Annotated in this window: 15 protein-coding genes; 3 read left to right on the top strand and 12 right to left on the bottom strand. The window is 66.5% G+C overall.

From position 1 onward, the window contains the following. Positions 1-20: 20 nt before the first annotated feature. The 7 genes from CR156_RS01485 to CR156_RS01455 all read right to left on the bottom strand — a co-directional run bounded on the left by CR156_RS01485 (position 21) and on the right by CR156_RS01455 (position 8,658). Positions 21-845: a ferritin-like domain-containing protein gene (locus tag CR156_RS01485; RefSeq protein WP_100551664.1), complete on the bottom strand. Its 825-nt coding sequence runs from the start codon at positions 843-845 to the stop codon at positions 21-23. 10 nt (positions 846-855) lie between these two features. Next, complete coding sequence (purF, locus tag CR156_RS01480) at positions 856-2,322, bottom strand: amidophosphoribosyltransferase (RefSeq protein WP_025878104.1); 1,467 nt, start codon at positions 2,320-2,322, stop codon at positions 856-858. A gap of 30 nt (positions 2,323-2,352) precedes the next feature. Next, positions 2,353-3,132: a CvpA family protein gene (locus CR156_RS01475; RefSeq protein WP_100551663.1), complete on the bottom strand. Its 780-nt coding sequence runs from the start codon at positions 3,130-3,132 to the stop codon at positions 2,353-2,355. Positions 3,133-3,178: 46 nt separating this feature from the next. Beyond that, positions 3,179-4,216, bottom strand: coding sequence for an SPOR domain-containing protein (locus CR156_RS01470; RefSeq protein ID WP_100551662.1), 1,038 nt, complete (start codon positions 4,214-4,216; stop codon positions 3,179-3,181). 81 nt (positions 4,217-4,297) lie between these two features. Next, positions 4,298-5,569: a bifunctional tetrahydrofolate synthase/dihydrofolate synthase gene (gene folC / locus CR156_RS01465; RefSeq protein WP_100551661.1), complete on the bottom strand. Its 1,272-nt coding sequence runs from the start codon at positions 5,567-5,569 to the stop codon at positions 4,298-4,300. 42 nt (positions 5,570-5,611) lie between these two features. After that, positions 5,612-6,256, bottom strand: a complete 645-nt coding sequence (locus CR156_RS01460) for a histidine phosphatase family protein (protein WP_100551660.1) — start codon at positions 6,254-6,256, stop codon at positions 5,612-5,614. 239 nt (positions 6,257-6,495) lie between these two features. Beyond that, positions 6,496-8,658 carry a S46 family peptidase gene (locus tag CR156_RS01455; protein WP_100551659.1) on the bottom strand — a complete coding sequence of 721 codons (2,163 nt, stop codon included), beginning with the start codon at positions 8,656-8,658 and terminating at the stop codon, positions 6,496-6,498. A 339-nt stretch (positions 8,659-8,997) separates the two neighbouring features. Here CR156_RS01455 and tdh point away from each other — a divergent pair, with 339 nt between their 5' ends. Next, positions 8,998-10,020: an L-threonine 3-dehydrogenase gene (gene tdh, locus CR156_RS01450; protein WP_032952044.1), complete on the top strand. Its 1,023-nt coding sequence runs from the start codon at positions 8,998-9,000 to the stop codon at positions 10,018-10,020. Positions 10,021-10,141: 121 nt separating this feature from the next. Here tdh and CR156_RS01445 read toward each other — a convergent pair whose 3' ends face one another. Continuing rightward, positions 10,142-10,834, bottom strand: coding sequence for a TorF family putative porin (locus tag CR156_RS01445; protein WP_089239045.1), 693 nt, complete (start codon positions 10,832-10,834; stop codon positions 10,142-10,144). 210 nt (positions 10,835-11,044) lie between these two features. Here CR156_RS01445 and kbl point away from each other — a divergent pair, with 210 nt between their 5' ends. Then, on the top strand, positions 11,045-12,250 hold the full coding sequence (gene kbl / locus CR156_RS01440) for a glycine C-acetyltransferase (RefSeq protein WP_100551658.1): 1,206 nt from the start codon (positions 11,045-11,047) through the stop codon (positions 12,248-12,250). Between the two features lie 127 nt (positions 12,251-12,377). Here the strand turns inward: kbl and CR156_RS01435 are convergent, their stop codons facing one another. The 4 genes from CR156_RS01435 to CR156_RS01420 form a co-directional block, all read right to left on the bottom strand. Then, positions 12,378-12,716, bottom strand: a complete 339-nt coding sequence (locus CR156_RS01435) for a hypothetical protein (protein WP_025878095.1) — start codon at positions 12,714-12,716, stop codon at positions 12,378-12,380. 85 nt (positions 12,717-12,801) lie between these two features. Further along, positions 12,802-13,611: a pseudouridine synthase gene (locus CR156_RS01430; RefSeq protein WP_180163707.1), complete on the bottom strand. Its 810-nt coding sequence runs from the start codon at positions 13,609-13,611 to the stop codon at positions 12,802-12,804. 20 nt (positions 13,612-13,631) lie between these two features. Then, positions 13,632-14,138, bottom strand: coding sequence for a hypothetical protein (locus CR156_RS01425; protein ID WP_100551657.1), 507 nt, complete (start codon positions 14,136-14,138; stop codon positions 13,632-13,634). 217 nt (positions 14,139-14,355) lie between these two features. Then, a complete protein-coding gene (locus CR156_RS01420; RefSeq protein WP_100551656.1) occupies positions 14,356-15,444 on the bottom strand; it encodes an OmpA family protein in 1,089 nt (362 codons plus the stop codon). Between the two features lie 359 nt (positions 15,445-15,803). On the opposite strand from CR156_RS01420, the gene CR156_RS01415 reads away from it, so the two are divergent. Then, on the top strand, positions 15,804-16,823 hold the full coding sequence (locus CR156_RS01415; protein ID WP_100551655.1) for a zinc-binding alcohol dehydrogenase family protein: 1,020 nt from the start codon (positions 15,804-15,806) through the stop codon (positions 16,821-16,823). Positions 16,824-16,917: the final 94 nt, after the last annotated feature.

Below are 16,917 nucleotides of genomic sequence, written 5' to 3'. Positions count from 1 at the left end.
GATGGATCAACCGACGCCGGTCAACCCGCCTGCTCGATCAGATTGGCGAGCTCATCCGCATCGAACCCCGCCAGCAGGCGCGCTTCCATATTGAACGGCCCGTGCAGGTAGCCACCGGCATACTCGACCAGCAGTTCCTTGAAACGTGCACGCGGTTCGACGCCGGCGCGATCGCAGTACCAGCGGAACCAGCGCGACCCAGCGGCAACGTGTGCAACCTCCTCGCGCAGGATCACTTCCAGCACATCAGCGGTTTCACCGTCGCCGACATTGCGCAGCTTGTCGATCATGCCAGGCGTCACGTCCAGCCCACGCGCTTCCAGCACGCGCGGCACCAGCGCCATGCGCGCGAGGCCGTCGTGCGCGGTCTTCTCGCACATTTCCCACAGGCCGTTGTGCGCAGGGAAATCGGCGTACTCATGGCCGTGTGCCAGCAGGCGCTCGCGCAGCAGCATGAAGTGGCGCGATTCGTCGTCGGCGCAGCTCACCCAGTCGGCGTGGAACGCTGCCGGCAGACCGCGGAAGCGGTATACCGCGTCCCAGGCCAGGTCGATCGCATTGAGCTCGATATGGGCGATGGCATGGATGAACGCCGCGCGCCCCTCCACACCGCCCAGGCCGCGCCGGGGCACTTCACGCGGATGCACCATCAGCAGCTGCGGCGGTCGGCCCGGCATGCGGATCGGTTCGGCTGGCGGCGCATCGGCCGGTACGTTCAACCGGCCGGCGCGGAACGCAGCGGCGTAGGCTTGGGTCAGTGCGACCTTGCGCAGGGGATCGGCTTCGGCCAGGCACTGCTGCGCGGCGCGCAGCAGATTGCCACCGACGTCAGGCACGTCGATCACCGCCTGGACCTCAGGCGCGGCGCTTGTGCTTGGCGTCGTCCGAACGCAGCTGCTGGATGCGCTCGAAGTAGCCCGGTTCGATGCCCGTCGGGTAATGCCCGTTGAAGCACGACGAATCGAAGTTGCGCAGCGCCGGATTGCCTTCGCTCACCGCCGCTTCCATGTCTTCGATGTCCTGGTAGATCAGCCAGTCGCAGCCCAGGTGGGCTTCGATTTCCTCGATGCTGCGGTTGTGCGCGACCAGTTCTTCAGCGGCCGGCATGTCGATGCCGTAGATGTTCGGGTAACGCACCGGCGGTGCGGCGCTGGCCAGGTAGACCTTGCGCGCGCCGGCATCTCGCGCCATCTGCACGATCTGCTGGCTGGTGGTGCCGCGCACGATCGAGTCGTCCACCAGCAGCACCACGCGGTTGCGGAACTCCAGGTGGATCGGGTTGAGCTTGCGGCGCACCGACTTCACCCGCTCGCCCTGGCCCGGCATGATGAACGTGCGGCCGATGTAACGGTTCTTGATGAAGCCTTCGCGGTACTTCACCCCGAGCACGTTGGAGATCTCCAGCGCAGCATCGCGCGAGGTGTCCGGGATCGGGATGATGGTGTCGATGTCGTGGTCCGGGCGCAGGCGCAGGATCTTCTCGCCCAGCTTGATGCCCATGCGCATGCGCGCCTTGTGCACCGACACGTTGTCGATCATCGAATCGGGGCGTGCGAAGTACACGTACTCGAAGATGCACGGGGTGTGTTCGGCCGGCTCGGCGCAGATTTCCGAGAACAGTTCACCGCGCGCGGTGATCACCAGCGCTTCGCCCGGCTGCACGTCACGCACGCGCTGGAAGCCCAGCACGTCCAGCGCGGCCGACTCGGAGGCAACGATGTACTCGTCACCCTCGGCGTGGCTGCGCTTGCCCAGCACCAGCGGGCGGATGCCATGCGGATCGCGGAAAGCGACCAGGCCCAGGCCCAGCACCACGCTGACCACCGCATAGCCGCCCTTGCAGCGACGGTGCACGCCGGCCACCGCGCGGATGGCGGCTTCCGGGCTGAGCTGGCGCTGCTGTTCCAGTTCGTAGGCGAACACGTTCAACAGCACTTCGCTGTCCGAATCGGTATTGACGTTGCGGCGGTCCTGCTCGAACACCTGCTGGCGCAGGTCCTCGGTGTTGATCAGGTTGCCGTTGTGGGCCAGCGCGATGCCGTACGGCGAATTGACGTAGAACGGCTGCGCCTCGTCCATGCCTTCGGAACCCGCGGTCGGGTAGCGCACATGGGCGATACCGACGCTGCCTTCCAGGGTGGACATGGTGCGTGCATCGAAGACATCGCGGACCAGGCCGGTGGCCTTCTGCACCCGCAGGCGGCTGCCGTTGACGGTGGCGATGCCCGCCGCGTCCTGGCCGCGATGCTGGAGGACGGTCAAGCCGTCATACAACTGCCCGGCGACGTTCTGGTTGCCGACGATTCCGACGATGCCACACATGATGCGAGGTCTCCGCTGGGCTGTGCCCAGTTACAAGGAAGGTGGCCGTACCTGGCCAGAGTTGTCGCCGCGTCTGCGGTCGACATTGGCCGGGTCGCCCGGCTCGATGCTGCCCGGTAGTGCTGGGGCGTCCGGGCGCACTTCGGCCGGATCATATGCCTCGCCCTGTTCCGCCTTCGCAGGCCGCAGCCATCCGCTGCCCGCCACTATCTGACCGAGTACGCCATTATCGCCTGTCGCCCCCGGCTTGCCCACTCCGGCGCCGGCGCTTTTGCCCAGCTCCATCAACGCAGATGGGGACAGTGCGTCCATCGGCAAGGCCTTGGGCAGCAGGTCGGCCCCCGGCACCTGCCAGTGCGGCAGCTTGCTGTTCATCCAGCCCACGGCCGGGTTCAGCACCGGACGCAGCGCCGAGCCGCGCCAGGAGGGTTCGGCGGTGAGCGGGGTGAAGCCGGCCAGCAGCAGCAGCACGGCCGCGATGAGGCCCCCACGCACGGCGCCAAGGATCCCACCCAGCAGGCGGTCCAGGCTGCCCAGCATGTTGCGGTGGACGATGGCCTTGATGACCATGCCGATCACGGCGACGACGACCATCACGCCGATGCCGACGCTGAGGTAACCGCCGATGAAATGCTCGCCGCCGGGCGCGGCCGGTGCCGCCCACCAGCGTGCGGCGTCATTGCCGAAGGCGAAAGCCGCCCAGGCAGCCACCAGCCACGATACGGTGCCGATGACGATGCCGACGAAGCCGCGCAGCAACCCGAGCAGGGTGGAGGCGGCGATCACGATCAGCAGCACCACGTCGATCATGGCGCCCCGCTCCTTCGGCGGCGCTGGCAACGGGGCTGCGTACAGGTCATGGGTGCGGTCGCACCATACCGGCCACGCCGACCTTGGCGGCGACCTGCGCCTTCAACTGTTCGGCATCGGCGCGGTTGGCGACCGGCCCGACGCGGACCCGGTGCAGGCTGCCCTTTTCGGTGCGCACCTGCTCGACGAAGGCGCTGAAGCCTGCCGCGCGGACCTTGTCGCGCAGGGCGTTGGCATCGTTGGCCTGGCCGAATGCACCGAGCTGCACGGCAAACCCCACGCCGCTCGCAGCCGGTGCGGCCGGCGTACTCGGCGGGGTGGCCGGCTTGCTGGCGGTCGCTTCCGGCTTGGGCTCGGGCTTTGGTTCCGGCTTGGCCACGGGCTTGGCCGGTTCCGGCTTGGTGGCCGGCGCTGTTGCTGCGGTTGGCGTGCTCGGCGGCAGGCTTTCACTGCGCACCGGGTTGCCGGTCGCCGACGGCGCAGTCGCCGCGACGGGGGTGCTGGCGCTCGGCGCGGGCGCCGGCGTGCTGGCCACCGGTGCGCTGGTCGAGGGCTTGGCATCGAGGGTGATGACTTCTGCCTTCACGTCGGCGCGGACCTTCACCGCCTGCAGCCGGCCCGCTTCGGCCTGCGCACGATCAGCATACGGTCCAACGCGCACGCGCCAGGCCGGGCGACCGTTGATCGATGCGGTCTCGATGAAGCCCGGAAGCTGCGAGCGCTTCAGGTAGGCGACCACCGCATCGGCATCGGCCTGGCTGCCGTAGGCGCCGAAGGTCACCGCGTAGTTGCCGGCGGCGACTGCTGGCGAGGTGTCCACGGTCGGCGGTGCAGCCGGTGCGGCGGCCTCCTCGACGGGACGAGCCTGACCGCTCTGCAACCCGGTGGCGCCACCGGCAGGCGCGACCAGCGGCAGTTCGCGGGTTTCGAACTGGCCATCGGCAGGCGCATCGGGCGCGGCGATCGGCACATTGGCCACACCGCTGTCCGGGGCCGGGCCCTTGACGAGCATCGGCAGGAAGATGACGGCCAAGGCCACCAGGACGATGGCACCAATCAGACGCTGTTTCAGGGGCGTATCCACGTAGGGCAGGCGGCAGGCTGGACGTTGCGGTCGATTATACGGGTGCGCGACCGGGCGGCGTCGGTAATGGCTGAACGGCGGTCAGGCAGGGGCCTGCAGCCATTGCAGCGCAGCGGCTGCGGTATGGAAGGAGCCGAACACCAGTATCCGGTCGCCGCGTTCGGCACGGGCCAGCACCTGCGCCAGCGCCTGTTCGACCGTATCGGCCAGCGCCGCAGTGGCTGCGGCGGTATCGGCCAGGCGTACCTGCAGTTGCGCCGCGCTCTGCCCACGCGGGCCATCCAGCCCGGCCAGGGTCCAGTCGCTCACCACGTCCTGCAGGGCCTGCACCACGCCCACGGCGTCCTTGTCCTGCAGCGCGGCGTACACCGCCAGGGTGCGCCCGGGGGCAGCCTCGGCCTTCAGCGCGCGCGCCAGCTGGCCGGCCGCCTGCGGGTTGTGGCCGACATCGACGCGAACCTGCACGCCATCGCGCTCGAACGCCTGCAGGCGCCCGGCGATGCGCGCCGCTGCCACGCCTGCGGCCCAGGCCGCGCGCGGCACCGGCTTGTCCAGTGCACGCAGCGCAGCGATCGCCGCACCGGCATTGGCCAGCTGGATCGGCCCAGCCAGCGCCGGGGTCGGCAGCTCCAGGCGGGTGCCCACATCGCGCCAACGCCAACGCTGCGCATCGATCGGTTCGTAGAAGTAGTCGCTGCCACCGCGGATCGCATTGGCACCTACCAGATAGGCGCGCGCCAGTACGCTCGACGGCGGATCGGTCTCGCCCAGGATCACCGGCTTCCAGCCGCGGATGATGCCGGCCTTCTCGGCACCGATGGCCTCGCGGTCCTCGCCCAGCCATTCGGCATGATCGATGTCCACGGTGGTGATCACCGACACGTCTGCGTCGACGATGTTGACCGCATCCAGGCGGCCGCCAAGGCCGACTTCCAGCACGGCCAGATCGAGATCGGCATCGGCGAACAACTGCAGCGCGGCCAGCGTTCCGTACTCGAAATAGGTCAGCGTCACATCACCGCGCGCGGCCTCGACCGTGTTGAACGCAGCGACCAGTGCGGCGTCATCGGCATCCTGGCCATCGATGCGCACGCGCTCGTTGTAGCGCAGCAGGTGCGGTGAGGTGTACGCACCGACCTTCCAGCCCGCAGCGCGCGCGATGGCTTCGATGAAGGCAACGGTGGAGCCCTTGCCGTTGGTACCACCGACCACGATGGTGTGCCTGGCCGGTGTGCCCAGGCCCATCGCGGTGGCCACTGTGCGCACGCGCTCCAGTCCCATGTCGATGGTGGCCGGGTGCTGGCGTTCAATGTAATCCAGCCAATCGGCCAGAGTGGTCGGGGTGTTCTTCACGGCAAGGCTTCCAACAGGTACAGGTGGTTCAGGACAGGAAATTCAGAGTGCGCGGTGCTTGGCTTCACCGAAGAACGGCGTGTGGTGGGCGCAGTCGTTCAGGCGCACCACTTCCAGGCTGTCCAGATCGGGGCCTTCCAGCAGGTTGAGCGTGGTCGGTGCCTGGCGGAAGGTCCACAGCCGCGACAGCGGCAGGCCCAGCACCTTGCACAGAATCACCCGGTTGACCGCGTCGTGGGCGACCACCAGCAGCGTGTCGTGTTCGCCAAGGCCTTCAGCGGCACGGGCCAGGCCGCGCCAGCTGCGCTCCAGCACCAGGCGCAGCGATTCGCCGCCCGGCATCAGCACGGTGTCCGGCTCATTGCGCCAGGCCTGCAGGCGCGACGGATCTTTTTCGTTGATTTCGCTGGCCAGCAGACCTTCCCACTCACCGTGGGCGATCTCCTGCAGTTCCGGCTCGGTCAGCAGCATGTCGGCGCGCGCAGCGCCAAGGGCCAACTGCGCGGTGCGCTGGGCGCGCGACAGCGGCGAGGCCACCGCACGGGTGATGTCCACCGAAACCAGGCGGGCGCCAAGCGCCTGCGCCTGGGCCTCACCGATGGGCGAAAGCGGGATGTCGATCTGGCCTTGGTAGCGGCCTTCGGCGTTCCACGGCGTTTCGCCGTGACGGGCAAGCAGGATGCGCATGCGAACAAGGGGTCCTTGGGGGAGGAGTTCCGGCGCAGTGTTCACATCCTGTGAAGTACGCGGAACAGGGATGATACCTGTTCGGCGGACCGGGCCGGACGGGGCATGAAAAAACCCCGCGACAGGCGTCGCGGGGTTTCAGGTTTCCTACGGATTCCGCCGGGCATGGCCCGGCGCTACCGGAGGCGGCCAGTAGATCCACGCCATGCGTGGATAGACCGCCAGCGACCGCAGACGGATCATTTCGCCAGGTTCAGTTCCTTCAGCAGCTGCGGCGCCGGCGCCACTTCCTGCATGATCCACTGCATGTAGCGGCTGTCGACGGCGATCATGCGGGTCATCACCGGGTCGAACACCCAGTTGGAGCTGACCGATTCCCAGTTGCCGTCGAAGGCCAGGCCCACCAGCTTGCCGTTGGCATCGAGCACCGGCGAGCCGGAGTTGCCACCGGTGATGTCCAGGTTGGACAGGAAGTTCACCGGCACCGAACCAATGCGCTTGTCTTCCAGGCCGCCATAGCGCTTGGCCTTGACCGCATCCAGCAGCGCCTTCGGCGAGTCGAACGGATCTTCACCGGTTTCCTTCGCCGCAACACCTTCCAGGGTGGTGAACGGGGTGTACTTCACGCCGTCCTTGCCATAGCCCATGACGTTGCCGAAGGTGATGCGCAGCGACAGGTTGGCGTCCGGGTAGACGAACTCACCCTGGCTCTTCTTGTAGTCGGCCACGGCCTGCAGGTACAGCGGTCGGGCAGTCAGCGATTCGCCTTCGCGGATCTTCTTCTGCTCTTCCTGCTTCAGCAGCGCCGGCATGACGGCCACCGCGTACTGGATGGCCGGATCGGTGCTGGCTTCAAACGCCGCGCGATCGGCCTTGAACCACTTCAGGCGGTTGTCCAGGCTGCCCAGCTCGGTGCCGCCCAGCTTGGTCACCAGCGACTTCACCGCAGTGGCATCGCTGCCGGCCAGCCACGTGTTCAGCACTTCGTTGTCGCGCTGCGCGGCCGGCAGGGCCGCGTACTGGTCGAGCCAGTAGGCCTGCAGCTGCTGGTCCATCTTCGCCACGTAGCGGCGATCCATCTGCTTCAGGCTGCCCTCGATGGTGGTCAGGTCGCGGTCCTGGTAACCCGCTTCGCGCTCGGCGTCGGGCTTGCTGCGCTCGATCGACAGGCGGTACAGAGTGATTGCCGCGCCAACGGCCGAGGTGTTGTTGAACTGGCCAACGAACAGGTCGCGCTCGCGCGTGGACTTGCTGGTGTCCAGGTGCTGCAGCAGCTGCGCGTGCGCAGCCAGCGCCGGCTTGCCGGCAGCGCCCTGCTTCTTCAGCCAGGCCAGCACCGCCGCTTCTTCAGCCTGCTTCTGGCCGGCGGCGTCGATGCGCTTGAAGCCTTCCAGCTGGCCCAGGTAGTTCTTGGCCACGTTGTTCATGCTGGCGGCGGTGGCGGCGTACTTCACCTTGACGTCGGCGTCGGCCTTGCCGGCGTCGGCGATCATCTTCAGCACCGCGTTGTAGTGGCGGGCGATGGTCGGGTAGGTGAAGCTGGCGGTCTCGTTGAACTCACCGGCCAGCGCGTAACGGTTGGTGCGGCCCGGGTAGCCGGCCACCATCACGAAGTCGTCGGCGCCCAGCGGCGTATCGGCGAACTTCAGGAAGTGCTTGGGCTGGTACGGCACGTTGTCGGCCGAGAACGCCGCCGGCTTGCCGTCCTTGCCGACGTAGGCACGGTAGAACGAGAAATCACCGGTGTGGCGCGGCCACATCCAGTTGTCGACGTCGCCGCCGAACTTGCCGACGCTGCCCGGAGGTGCATAGACCAGGCGCACGTCCTTGATTTCCAGGTTGCGGAACAGGCGGTAGGCGTTGCCGCCGGAGAAGCTGTACAGGCGGCAGCGGAAACCGGCATCGGCTTCACAGGCGGCGACCTGGGCCTTGTCGAAGGCATCCAGCGCACGGCTGCGGGCCAGCGGGTCCTTGCCGGCGCCGGCGATGGCGGCCTTGGCCTGGGCGGTGACGTCGGTGATCTGGTCGAGCACGAACACGCGGGCGTTCGGGCCGGCACTCAGTTCATCGCTGAGCTTGGGCGCGTTGAAGCCGTCCTTGATCAGGTTCTTCTGCGCGGTCGAATTCAGCTGGATCGCACCGTAGGCACAGTGGTGGTTGGTGACCACCAGGCCCTGCGGGGAGACGAAGCTGGCGGTGCAGCCGCCCAGCGCGACCACCGCGCCCATCGGGTCGCCGGTCAGGTTGGCCAGCTGTTCCGGGGACAGCTTGAGGCCGGCCTTCTGCAGCGGGCCGGCGATTTCCGGCAGCTGCTGCGGCACCCACATGCCTTCAGCGGCATGGGCGACCTGGACCAGCCCAAGGCTGGCGACGACGGAGAATGCAAGCAGGTTCGAGCGCATTGAGCGGCCCCTGGTAGTGGAACCTTCGATTGTAGCCCGCCACCCTGCCCCGCCCCGAACCCCGGAAGTCATGGGCCGGGCGCACCGATGCCCCGGTAGCAGCCAACCTCAGTTGGCACCCAAGCATCCGCCGGGCATGGCCCAGCGCTACCGGGGCAGCCGCCATGCGGGGTAGCGCCGGGCCATGCCCGGCGAGCGCAGCGGCAACGTTCGAAACGCCCGCCTGCGTGCATCTTTCGTTCCACCAATGCACCCGCAGCGCAACATGGGAAATCCGCGTGGCGCCCTATAATCCGCGCTTTCCCCCTGATGAGTTCCACCCCGATGGCGCAGCAAACGATGAAGGCCCTGGTCAAGCGCGAAGCGGCCAAGGGCATCTGGATGGAAGAGGTTCCGGTGCCGACCCCGGGCCCCAACCAGGTCCTGATCAAGCTGGAAAAGACCGCGATCTGCGGCACCGACCTGCACATCTACCTGTGGGACGAATGGAGCCAGCGCACGATCAAGCCGGGCCTGACCATCGGCCATGAGTTCGTCGGCCGCATCGCCGAGATCGGCCCGGGCGTGACCGGCTACGAGATCGGCCAGCGCGTGTCGGCCGAAGGCCACATCGTCTGCGGCCACTGCCGCAACTGCCGCGGCGGTCGTCCGCACCTGTGCCCGAACACCGTCGGCATCGGCGTCAACGTCAACGGCGCGTTCGCCGAATACATGGTGATGCCGGCCAGCAACCTGTGGCCGATCCCCGACCAGATCCCGTCCGAACTGGCCGCCTTCTTCGACCCGTACGGCAATGCCGCGCACTGCGCGCTGGAATTCAACGTCATCGGCGAAGACGTGCTGATCACCGGCGCCGGCCCGATCGGCATCATCGCGGCGGGCATCTGCAAGCACATCGGTGCACGCAACGTGGTGGTGACCGACGTCAACGACTTCCGCCTCAAGCTGGCCGCCGACATGGGCGCCACGCGAGTGGTCAACGTCGCCAACACGTCGCTGAAGGACGTGATGAAGGAACTGCACATGGAGGGCTTCGACGTGGGCCTGGAAATGAGCGGCAATCCGCGCGCGTTCAACGACATGCTCGACTGCATGTACCACGGCGGCAAGATCGCCATGCTCGGCATCATGCCCAAGGGCGCCGGCTGCGACTGGGACAAGATCATCTTCAAGGGCCTGACCGTGCAGGGCATCTACGGCCGCAAGATGTACGAGACCTGGTACAAGATGACCCAGCTGGTGCTGTCCGGCTTCCCGCTCGGCAAGGTGATGACCCACCAGCTGCCGATCGACGATTTCCAGAAGGGCTTCGACCTGATGGAAGAAGGCAAGGCAGGCAAGGTTGTTTTGAGCTGGAATTGATCCGGCCCACGGTAGCGCCGGGCCATGCCCGGCGTCGCCGGAGCTGAAAAAGGCGCCCATTGGGCGCCTTTTTCTTTGGTGCTGCCGGCCAGCGGCCGGCACTACCGTAACGCCTGCGGCGTTACTTTCCGACCGCCACGCTCAGCATCACCCGGCTGTGCGCCAGCTTGCCGGAGTTGTCGCGGCCATTGCCGTCGGTGCCGTAGTAGCCCAGGCCGACGTTGAACAGGCCGAACTGGCGGGCGACGCCGACGTTCCAGTCGGTGTAGTCCTTGGCGATCCCGTCCTCGAAGGTGCTGCGGCCGACGTTGGCGTTGAGCGTGAACTCCTTCGGCAAGCCCCAGCTGCCACCCAGGCCGAAGTACCAGCCATCGGTGCTGCTGTTCCACACGTCGTTGCTGTAGGCCACCGTCAGCTTGTAGGTGTCGTCCAGCGTGGTGGTGGTGATCAGCTCGTTGTAGTTCTGGTGGCTGGACTTGAGGTAGGTATAACGGTTCAACAGCACGTCGAAGTTGACGCGCTCGGTCACGTCCACGCCGTAGCCGATCAGGTAGTCGACCTCGGTCTTCGGATCGCCTGCGCCGAAGTCGACGCCCGAGCCCCAGACGCCGGCATACAGGCCGACCGGGCTGGTGTAGGTGAAGCCGGCCTGCAGGGTCGGATCCTCATCGGTCTGCGACACACCACGGAACAGGTAGTCCGAGACGGCGGTGACGTTCCAGCTGTACGGAGATTCGTTGTCCTGGGCGCTGGCGGCGAACGGCGCGAGGGTCAGGGCGGCGGCAATGGCGAGGCAGGCACGGGCGTGCTTCATGGGCGTCTCCGGTGGGGTCGGTGGCGTGGAAGGCGGGATCTGCAGCGGGCGCAGCGACCGGAGCCAGACAGCCCCGGTTCACGAATTTTTAACCCGTTTGCTATTGCGATGCAACATGTGCCGGCCATGGCGGTGCCCCATCCGGCCCGGTCCGCAGCCGTCGATGCCCGGTAGAATCAGTGGTTTCCCGTGCTGAGCCGTGCCCACGCCATGACCGACTCCTCCGCCCTGACCCGCCACTATGCTGAGGAACTGGACGCCATCCGCGCCCAGGGCCTGTTCAAATCCGAGCGGATCATCACCAGCCCGCAGTCCGCCGAGATCACCCTCGAAGACGGCCGCAAGGTGCTGAACTTCTGCGCCAACAACTACCTTGGCCTGGCCGACCATCCGGACCTGATCCAGGCCGCGAAGGACGCGCTGGACAGCCATGGTTTCGGCATGGCATCGGTGCGCTTCATCTGCGGCACCCAGGACCTGCACAAGCAGCTGGAAGCACAGATCGCCGGCTTCTTCGGCAAGCAGGACACCATCCTGTACGCGGCCTGCTTCGACGCCAACGGCGGCCTGTTCGAGCCGCTGCTGGGCGAGAACGACGCGATCATCTCCGATGCGTTGAACCATGCTTCGATCATCGACGGTGTGCGCCTGTGCAAGGCCAAGCGCTTCCGCTACGCCAACTGCGACATGGCCGACCTGGAGGCGCAGCTGCAGGCCGCCGATGCTGCCGGCTGCAAGACCAAGCTGATCACCACCGACGGCGTGTTCTCGATGGACGGCTTCATCGCGCCGCTGGACGAAATCACCGCACTGGCGAAGAAGTACAACGCACTGGTGCACATCGACGAATGCCATGCCACCGGCTTCCTCGGCGCGACGGGCCGCGGCTCGGCCGAGGTCAAGGGCGTGCTGGAGAAGATCGACATCATCACCGGCACCCTGGGCAAGGCCATGGGCGGCGCACTGGGTGGCTTCACCTGCGCCAGCGCCGAAGTGATCGAGCTGCTGCGCCAGCGTTCGCGCCCGTACCTGTTCTCCAACTCGCTGCCGCCGCACGTGGTTGCCGCCGGCATCAAGGCGTTCGAGATGCTGGCCGCAGCCGATGACCTGCGCAGCACCCTGGCCGAGAACACCACCTACTTCCGCGAGAAGATGACCGCTGCCGGCTTCGACGTGAAGCCCGGCGTGCACCCGATCAGCCCGGTGATGCTGTACGACGCACCGCTGGCGCAGAAGTTCGCCGAGCGCCTGCTCGAAGAAGGCATCTACGCGATCGGCTTCTTCTTCCCGGTGGTACCCAAGGGCCAGGCGCGCATCCGCACCCAGATCAGCGCCGCGCACAGCCGTGAGCATCTGGACCGCGCGATCGATGCGTTCACCCGCATCGGCGTCGAGCTGGGCGTGATCAAGGGCTGATCACCGGCGGAGTCGGATCCCTTTCCTGCGGAAAGGGCTCTGACCCTTCAGGCCAAAGCGTGCCGACCAAGGTCGGCACCTACCGGAGTCTGATGACGTGCCGACCGAGGTCGGCACCCACCCGGCGCTACTTCTTCTTTTTCTTCTTGTCCTTGGGCTCGTCCTTGCTGGCGACCACCACCGGCTTGGCGGCAGCATCCTGCCCATTGCCCTTGGCAACGCGGATGCCATTGGCTTTCATCCAGGCATCGAACTGGTCGGCGGTCATCTTCTGGTCGCCGTTGCTCATCATGAAGCGATAGCTGCCGCGGCCATCCAGTTCCGGGGTCTTCACTTCAACCACCGGGGTCTCGGCCGGGCGATCGGCCTTGGCCGTTTTCTTGTGGCCGCCACACGCGGTCAACAGCACGATCGGCAACAACAGACTGGCGCAGCGCAGGGTTTGCTTGAGGGTCGGGTGATACATGGGCAGGCTCCGTTCTGGACATTCGACAACCAGGCGCCCCCTACGCCTGGAACGGTGGCCGGCAACTGCCGGCCGTGGGCATCACTCAGCCCGGTGCAGCGGCCCCCAGCCGCTGCTGGTCGCTGACCTCCAGCGCCCGCCACTGGCCCTTGCCGAGATCGCCGAGCGTGAGCTCTCCGATCGCAACGCGGACCAGGCGCAGCACCTGCAGGTCGAAGGCCGCCAGCAGGCGACGGATATGGCGGTTGCGGCCCTCGTCGAGGACCACCTCCAACCAGGCGGTCTTGTCGCCGCTGCGCAGCACGCGTACGGCCAGGGCGAGGAGGAATTCACCCTCGTCTTCGACACCGGCGCGCAGCGCCGCCAGGGTGTCGTCATCGGGCAGGCGATCCACCTGCACGTGATAGGTCTTCTGCGGGCCGGTCTCCGGATCGGTCAGGCGCGCGGCCCACTGCGGATCGTTGCTGAACAGCAACAGGCCTTCACTGGCCTTGTCCAGGCGACCGACCGGCGCGATCCACGGCAGGCCGGCGCCATCGAAGCAGCGGTACACCGTGTCGCGGCCACGCTCGTCCTGCACGGTGGTGACCACCCCGCGCGGCTTGTTGAGCATCAGGTACAGGCGTTGTGGTGCGCCCATCGGCTGGCCGTCGACCTCGATCGGCGGCGCCGGGCTGGCAATCGGAAATTCCGGATCACGGACGATGCGCCCGGCGACACGGACACGGCCATCGGCGATCCAGCGCGCGGCTTCGCTGCGCGAGCACACGCCGGCCTTGGACAGCACGCGCGCCAGGCCATGGCGCACGCCAGCGGAAACCGCAGGAGGATTCGCACGCCCACGCGCAGCGTGGGAGCGGGCAGCGGGGGCAGCAGGTGGGCGGCGCGTGCGCAAGCCTCTGCTCCCCGCCGCGCTTACTTCTTGTCGACCGGCTTGGTCTCAGCCGGTACTTCGGCTGCGGCCGGGGTGGCGGCCGGAACCGGACGCGCCTTGACCACGCGCACGCCGCGTGCCTTCATCCAGGCGTCGAACTCTTCGGCGGTCATGCGCTTGCCGTTCTGGCTCATGTCGAAGCGCCACGGCGTGTTGTCGAACTCGGTCTGCGGCTTGTACGCGGCAGGATCATTCGGCTTCACCGCCGGCGCGCTCGGAATCGCCTTGGCGATGTTCTGGCAGCCATCGATGCGCAACCGCTGCAGCACCTGGTCCAGCGACTGGGACGGATCGTAGCTGCTGCCCAGCACGCCGCTGGACATGCCCAGCTGGCTGCTGCGGATATACAGCTCATCAGCCACCGGGGCGATGGCCGTGGCCGGCAACGGCAGCGGCGAAGCGCTGGTGTTGACCGAGCAATCGACCGCAGCGTGAGCAGCAGGAACCAGGGCCAGCGCCAGAACGGCAGCCGATGCAGAGCGCAGCATGAGGGCATCCACGGAAGGAAGTGACGCGGCGAGTTTAGCAATGCCACGTCATCTTTCAAGCGCCACTTTCAATGAATACGGCAACTCATTGGTTTCATAAGCAAATTGCCGACGAACGGTCGCCACTAGAGCGCTGATTCATCATTCCGGACCGCACAAACAACAAGACCCGGCCGAAGCCGGGTCCTGCTGTGTCTTACTGGCAGAGCGTCAGAACTTAGTTCTGGACGTTCAGCTCGGTACGACGGTTCTTGGCGCGACCTTCCGGATTGTCCGAACCATCCGGGTTGGTGTTCGGCGCAATCGGACGGCTCTCGCCGTAGCCGATCGGACCGGCCAGACGGCCAGCGTCGACGCCGTTCTTGGTCAGGTAGTTATACACCGCGGTGGCGCGGCGCTCCGACAGCTTCTGGTTGTAAGCGTCGGTACCCTTCGAGTCGGTGTGACCGGCGACTTCAACGCGCAGATCCGGGTAACGCTTCAGGATCTCGGTGGCTTCGCTCAGGATGGCCACAGCGTCCGGACGCAGGTTCGACTTGTCGAAGTCGAAGTTCACGCCCTTCAGGTCGATCGAGACCGGCACCGGGCAACCGTCCGGACCGATGGTCTGACCCGGCTGCGAGTTCGGGCACTTGTCGTCGCAGTTGTTGACGCCGTCACCGTCGTCATCCAGGTCGGCGCAGCTCGGGGCAACCGGAGCCGGTGCCGGAACAGCAGCCACCGGGGCCGGGCCCAGCGGGATCACGACGCCGACCGAAGCCAGCACGTCGCCGAACCAGCTTTCGTCGCGCGCGGCGATGCTCTGGTCGTCGAAGTCAGCGCGGTAGGCCACTTCGGCGCGGACAGCAACGCGCTTGTCGAAGGTGGTCTGCAGGCCGACGCCGAGCTTGGCAGCCAGGTTGCCGTCCTTGCGGTCAGCCGGGCCGTTCGGGCCAGCTGCGTACTCTTCTTCAGACTTCTGGTAGCCCAGGCCGCCCACGATGTAGGGGTTCCAGCCGCGGCCTTCCTTGATGAAGTGGCGACGCAGATCGAACGACACGCCGTACTGCGACCAGTTCTGATCCTGGTTGGCGTCGAAGTTCGGGTTCTGGTAGTTCAGCTCACCATCCAGCGACCAGTTCGGGCTGATGAACTTGCCCAGACCCAGGGTCACGAACGGAGCGTCGTTGGTCAGACGGTCGTTATCCTGGAAGTTGAAGCCGGCCGAACCGGTCAGGTACCAGCGGTCATCGAACTCCTGCGCCGACGCAGCCTGGGCGAAAGCCAGACCGCCCAGCAGCGCGGCAGTAAGGATCTTCTTGTTCATTGAGTACAGCTCCTATTTCGGGGGTATGAAACCGGTAGAGGCATGGGCCAGCACTACTGCGTCGATGTTCAGACAGCCGATTCAGCACGCCACCGCCGCGAACATTATGCTCAGGCGGGTGAAGGTCATGTTAACAGTCCCGTAACATGTGAAGCGCTGCGCACGACCGGCCACCGGTCCGACGTTGAAACCCTATACAGGATGATGAAAATCCGCAAGACCCAGACACCACAAGGGTTTGGATGGGTTTAAGAGCCAGATGCGACAGTTTTGCCTCTGGTTTATCGCAAAGCGGTTCAGCGCGCGCCCATCGAGGTGAGGAACCTTATGATGCAGACAGGAACCGAGCTGGAGCTGCAATGAAAGCCGTCGCCCTGTGCCGTGAATCCGCCCCTGCCCTGCGCGATCTGGTGCTGCCACCACCGCAGCCGCCGCGGGGCCGTGACCTGCTGATCCGTGTCGAAGCACTTTCCGTCAATCCCGTGGATGGGAAGCTGCGTGCAGGCACGTCGGCCGCATCGCTGGATACTCCGCGCATTCTCGGCTGGGACGCGGCAGGCGTGGTCGAAGCGATGGGCGAGGAGGCCAGCCTGTTCGCCTCCGGTGACGAGGTCTACTACGCCGGTGATGTCACTCGCCCTGGCTGCAATGCGCAGTATCAGCTGGTGGATGAGCGGCTGGTGGCGCGCAAACCGACCACCCTCGACTTCGCCGAAGCGGCCGCGCTGCCGCTGACCACCCTGACCGCGTGGGAACTGCTGTTCCAGCGCATGCCCCTGCTGCTTGATGACCGCCGCCACGCCGGCCAGCGCCTGCTGGTGATCGGTGGTGCCGGCGGCGTCGGCTCGATGGCGATCCAGCTGGCCCACCACGCCGGCTTCGAGGTCATTGCCACCGCCTCGCGTGAAGCCTCGATCGACTGGTGCCGGCGGATGGGCGCCCAGCATGTGATCGATCATCGCCAGCCGCTGCTGCCGCAGCTGCAGGCGCTTGGCATCGACGACGTGCAGGTGGCACTCAATCTGGCCGATACCGACCACTACTGGGACGAACTGGGCCATCTGCTGGCGCCGCAGGGACATGTCGGCCTGATCGTCGAACCGCGCGGCCCGCTGCGCATCGGCGATCCCTACAAGGCCAAGTGCATCGGCATCCATTGGGAATTCATGTTTGCCCGCGCGCGCTTTGCCACCGCCGACCGCATCGAGCAGCACCGCATCCTCAACCGCGCCGCCAGCATGATCGATGCGGGGCAGTTGCGCGGCACGCTGAGCGAAGTGCTGGGGCCGATCAATGCAGCCAACCTGGAAACCGCCCACCAGCGCCTGGCCAGCGGCCGCACCATCGGCAAGCTGGCGCTGGCCGGCTGGGACGACTGATTCACGATCCCCAGCCTGTCGCGGTGGATTGGCCGACATCTGTATCTATTGAACAGCCCGTTTCGGGGATAGGGTGGAAACAGATTCCCCTGCC

The organism is Stenotrophomonas lactitubi (genome assembly GCF_002803515.1).
Classification (GTDB): domain Bacteria; phylum Pseudomonadota; class Gammaproteobacteria; order Xanthomonadales; family Xanthomonadaceae; genus Stenotrophomonas; species Stenotrophomonas lactitubi.
This window is presented reverse-complemented; position numbering and strand designations above follow the sequence as displayed.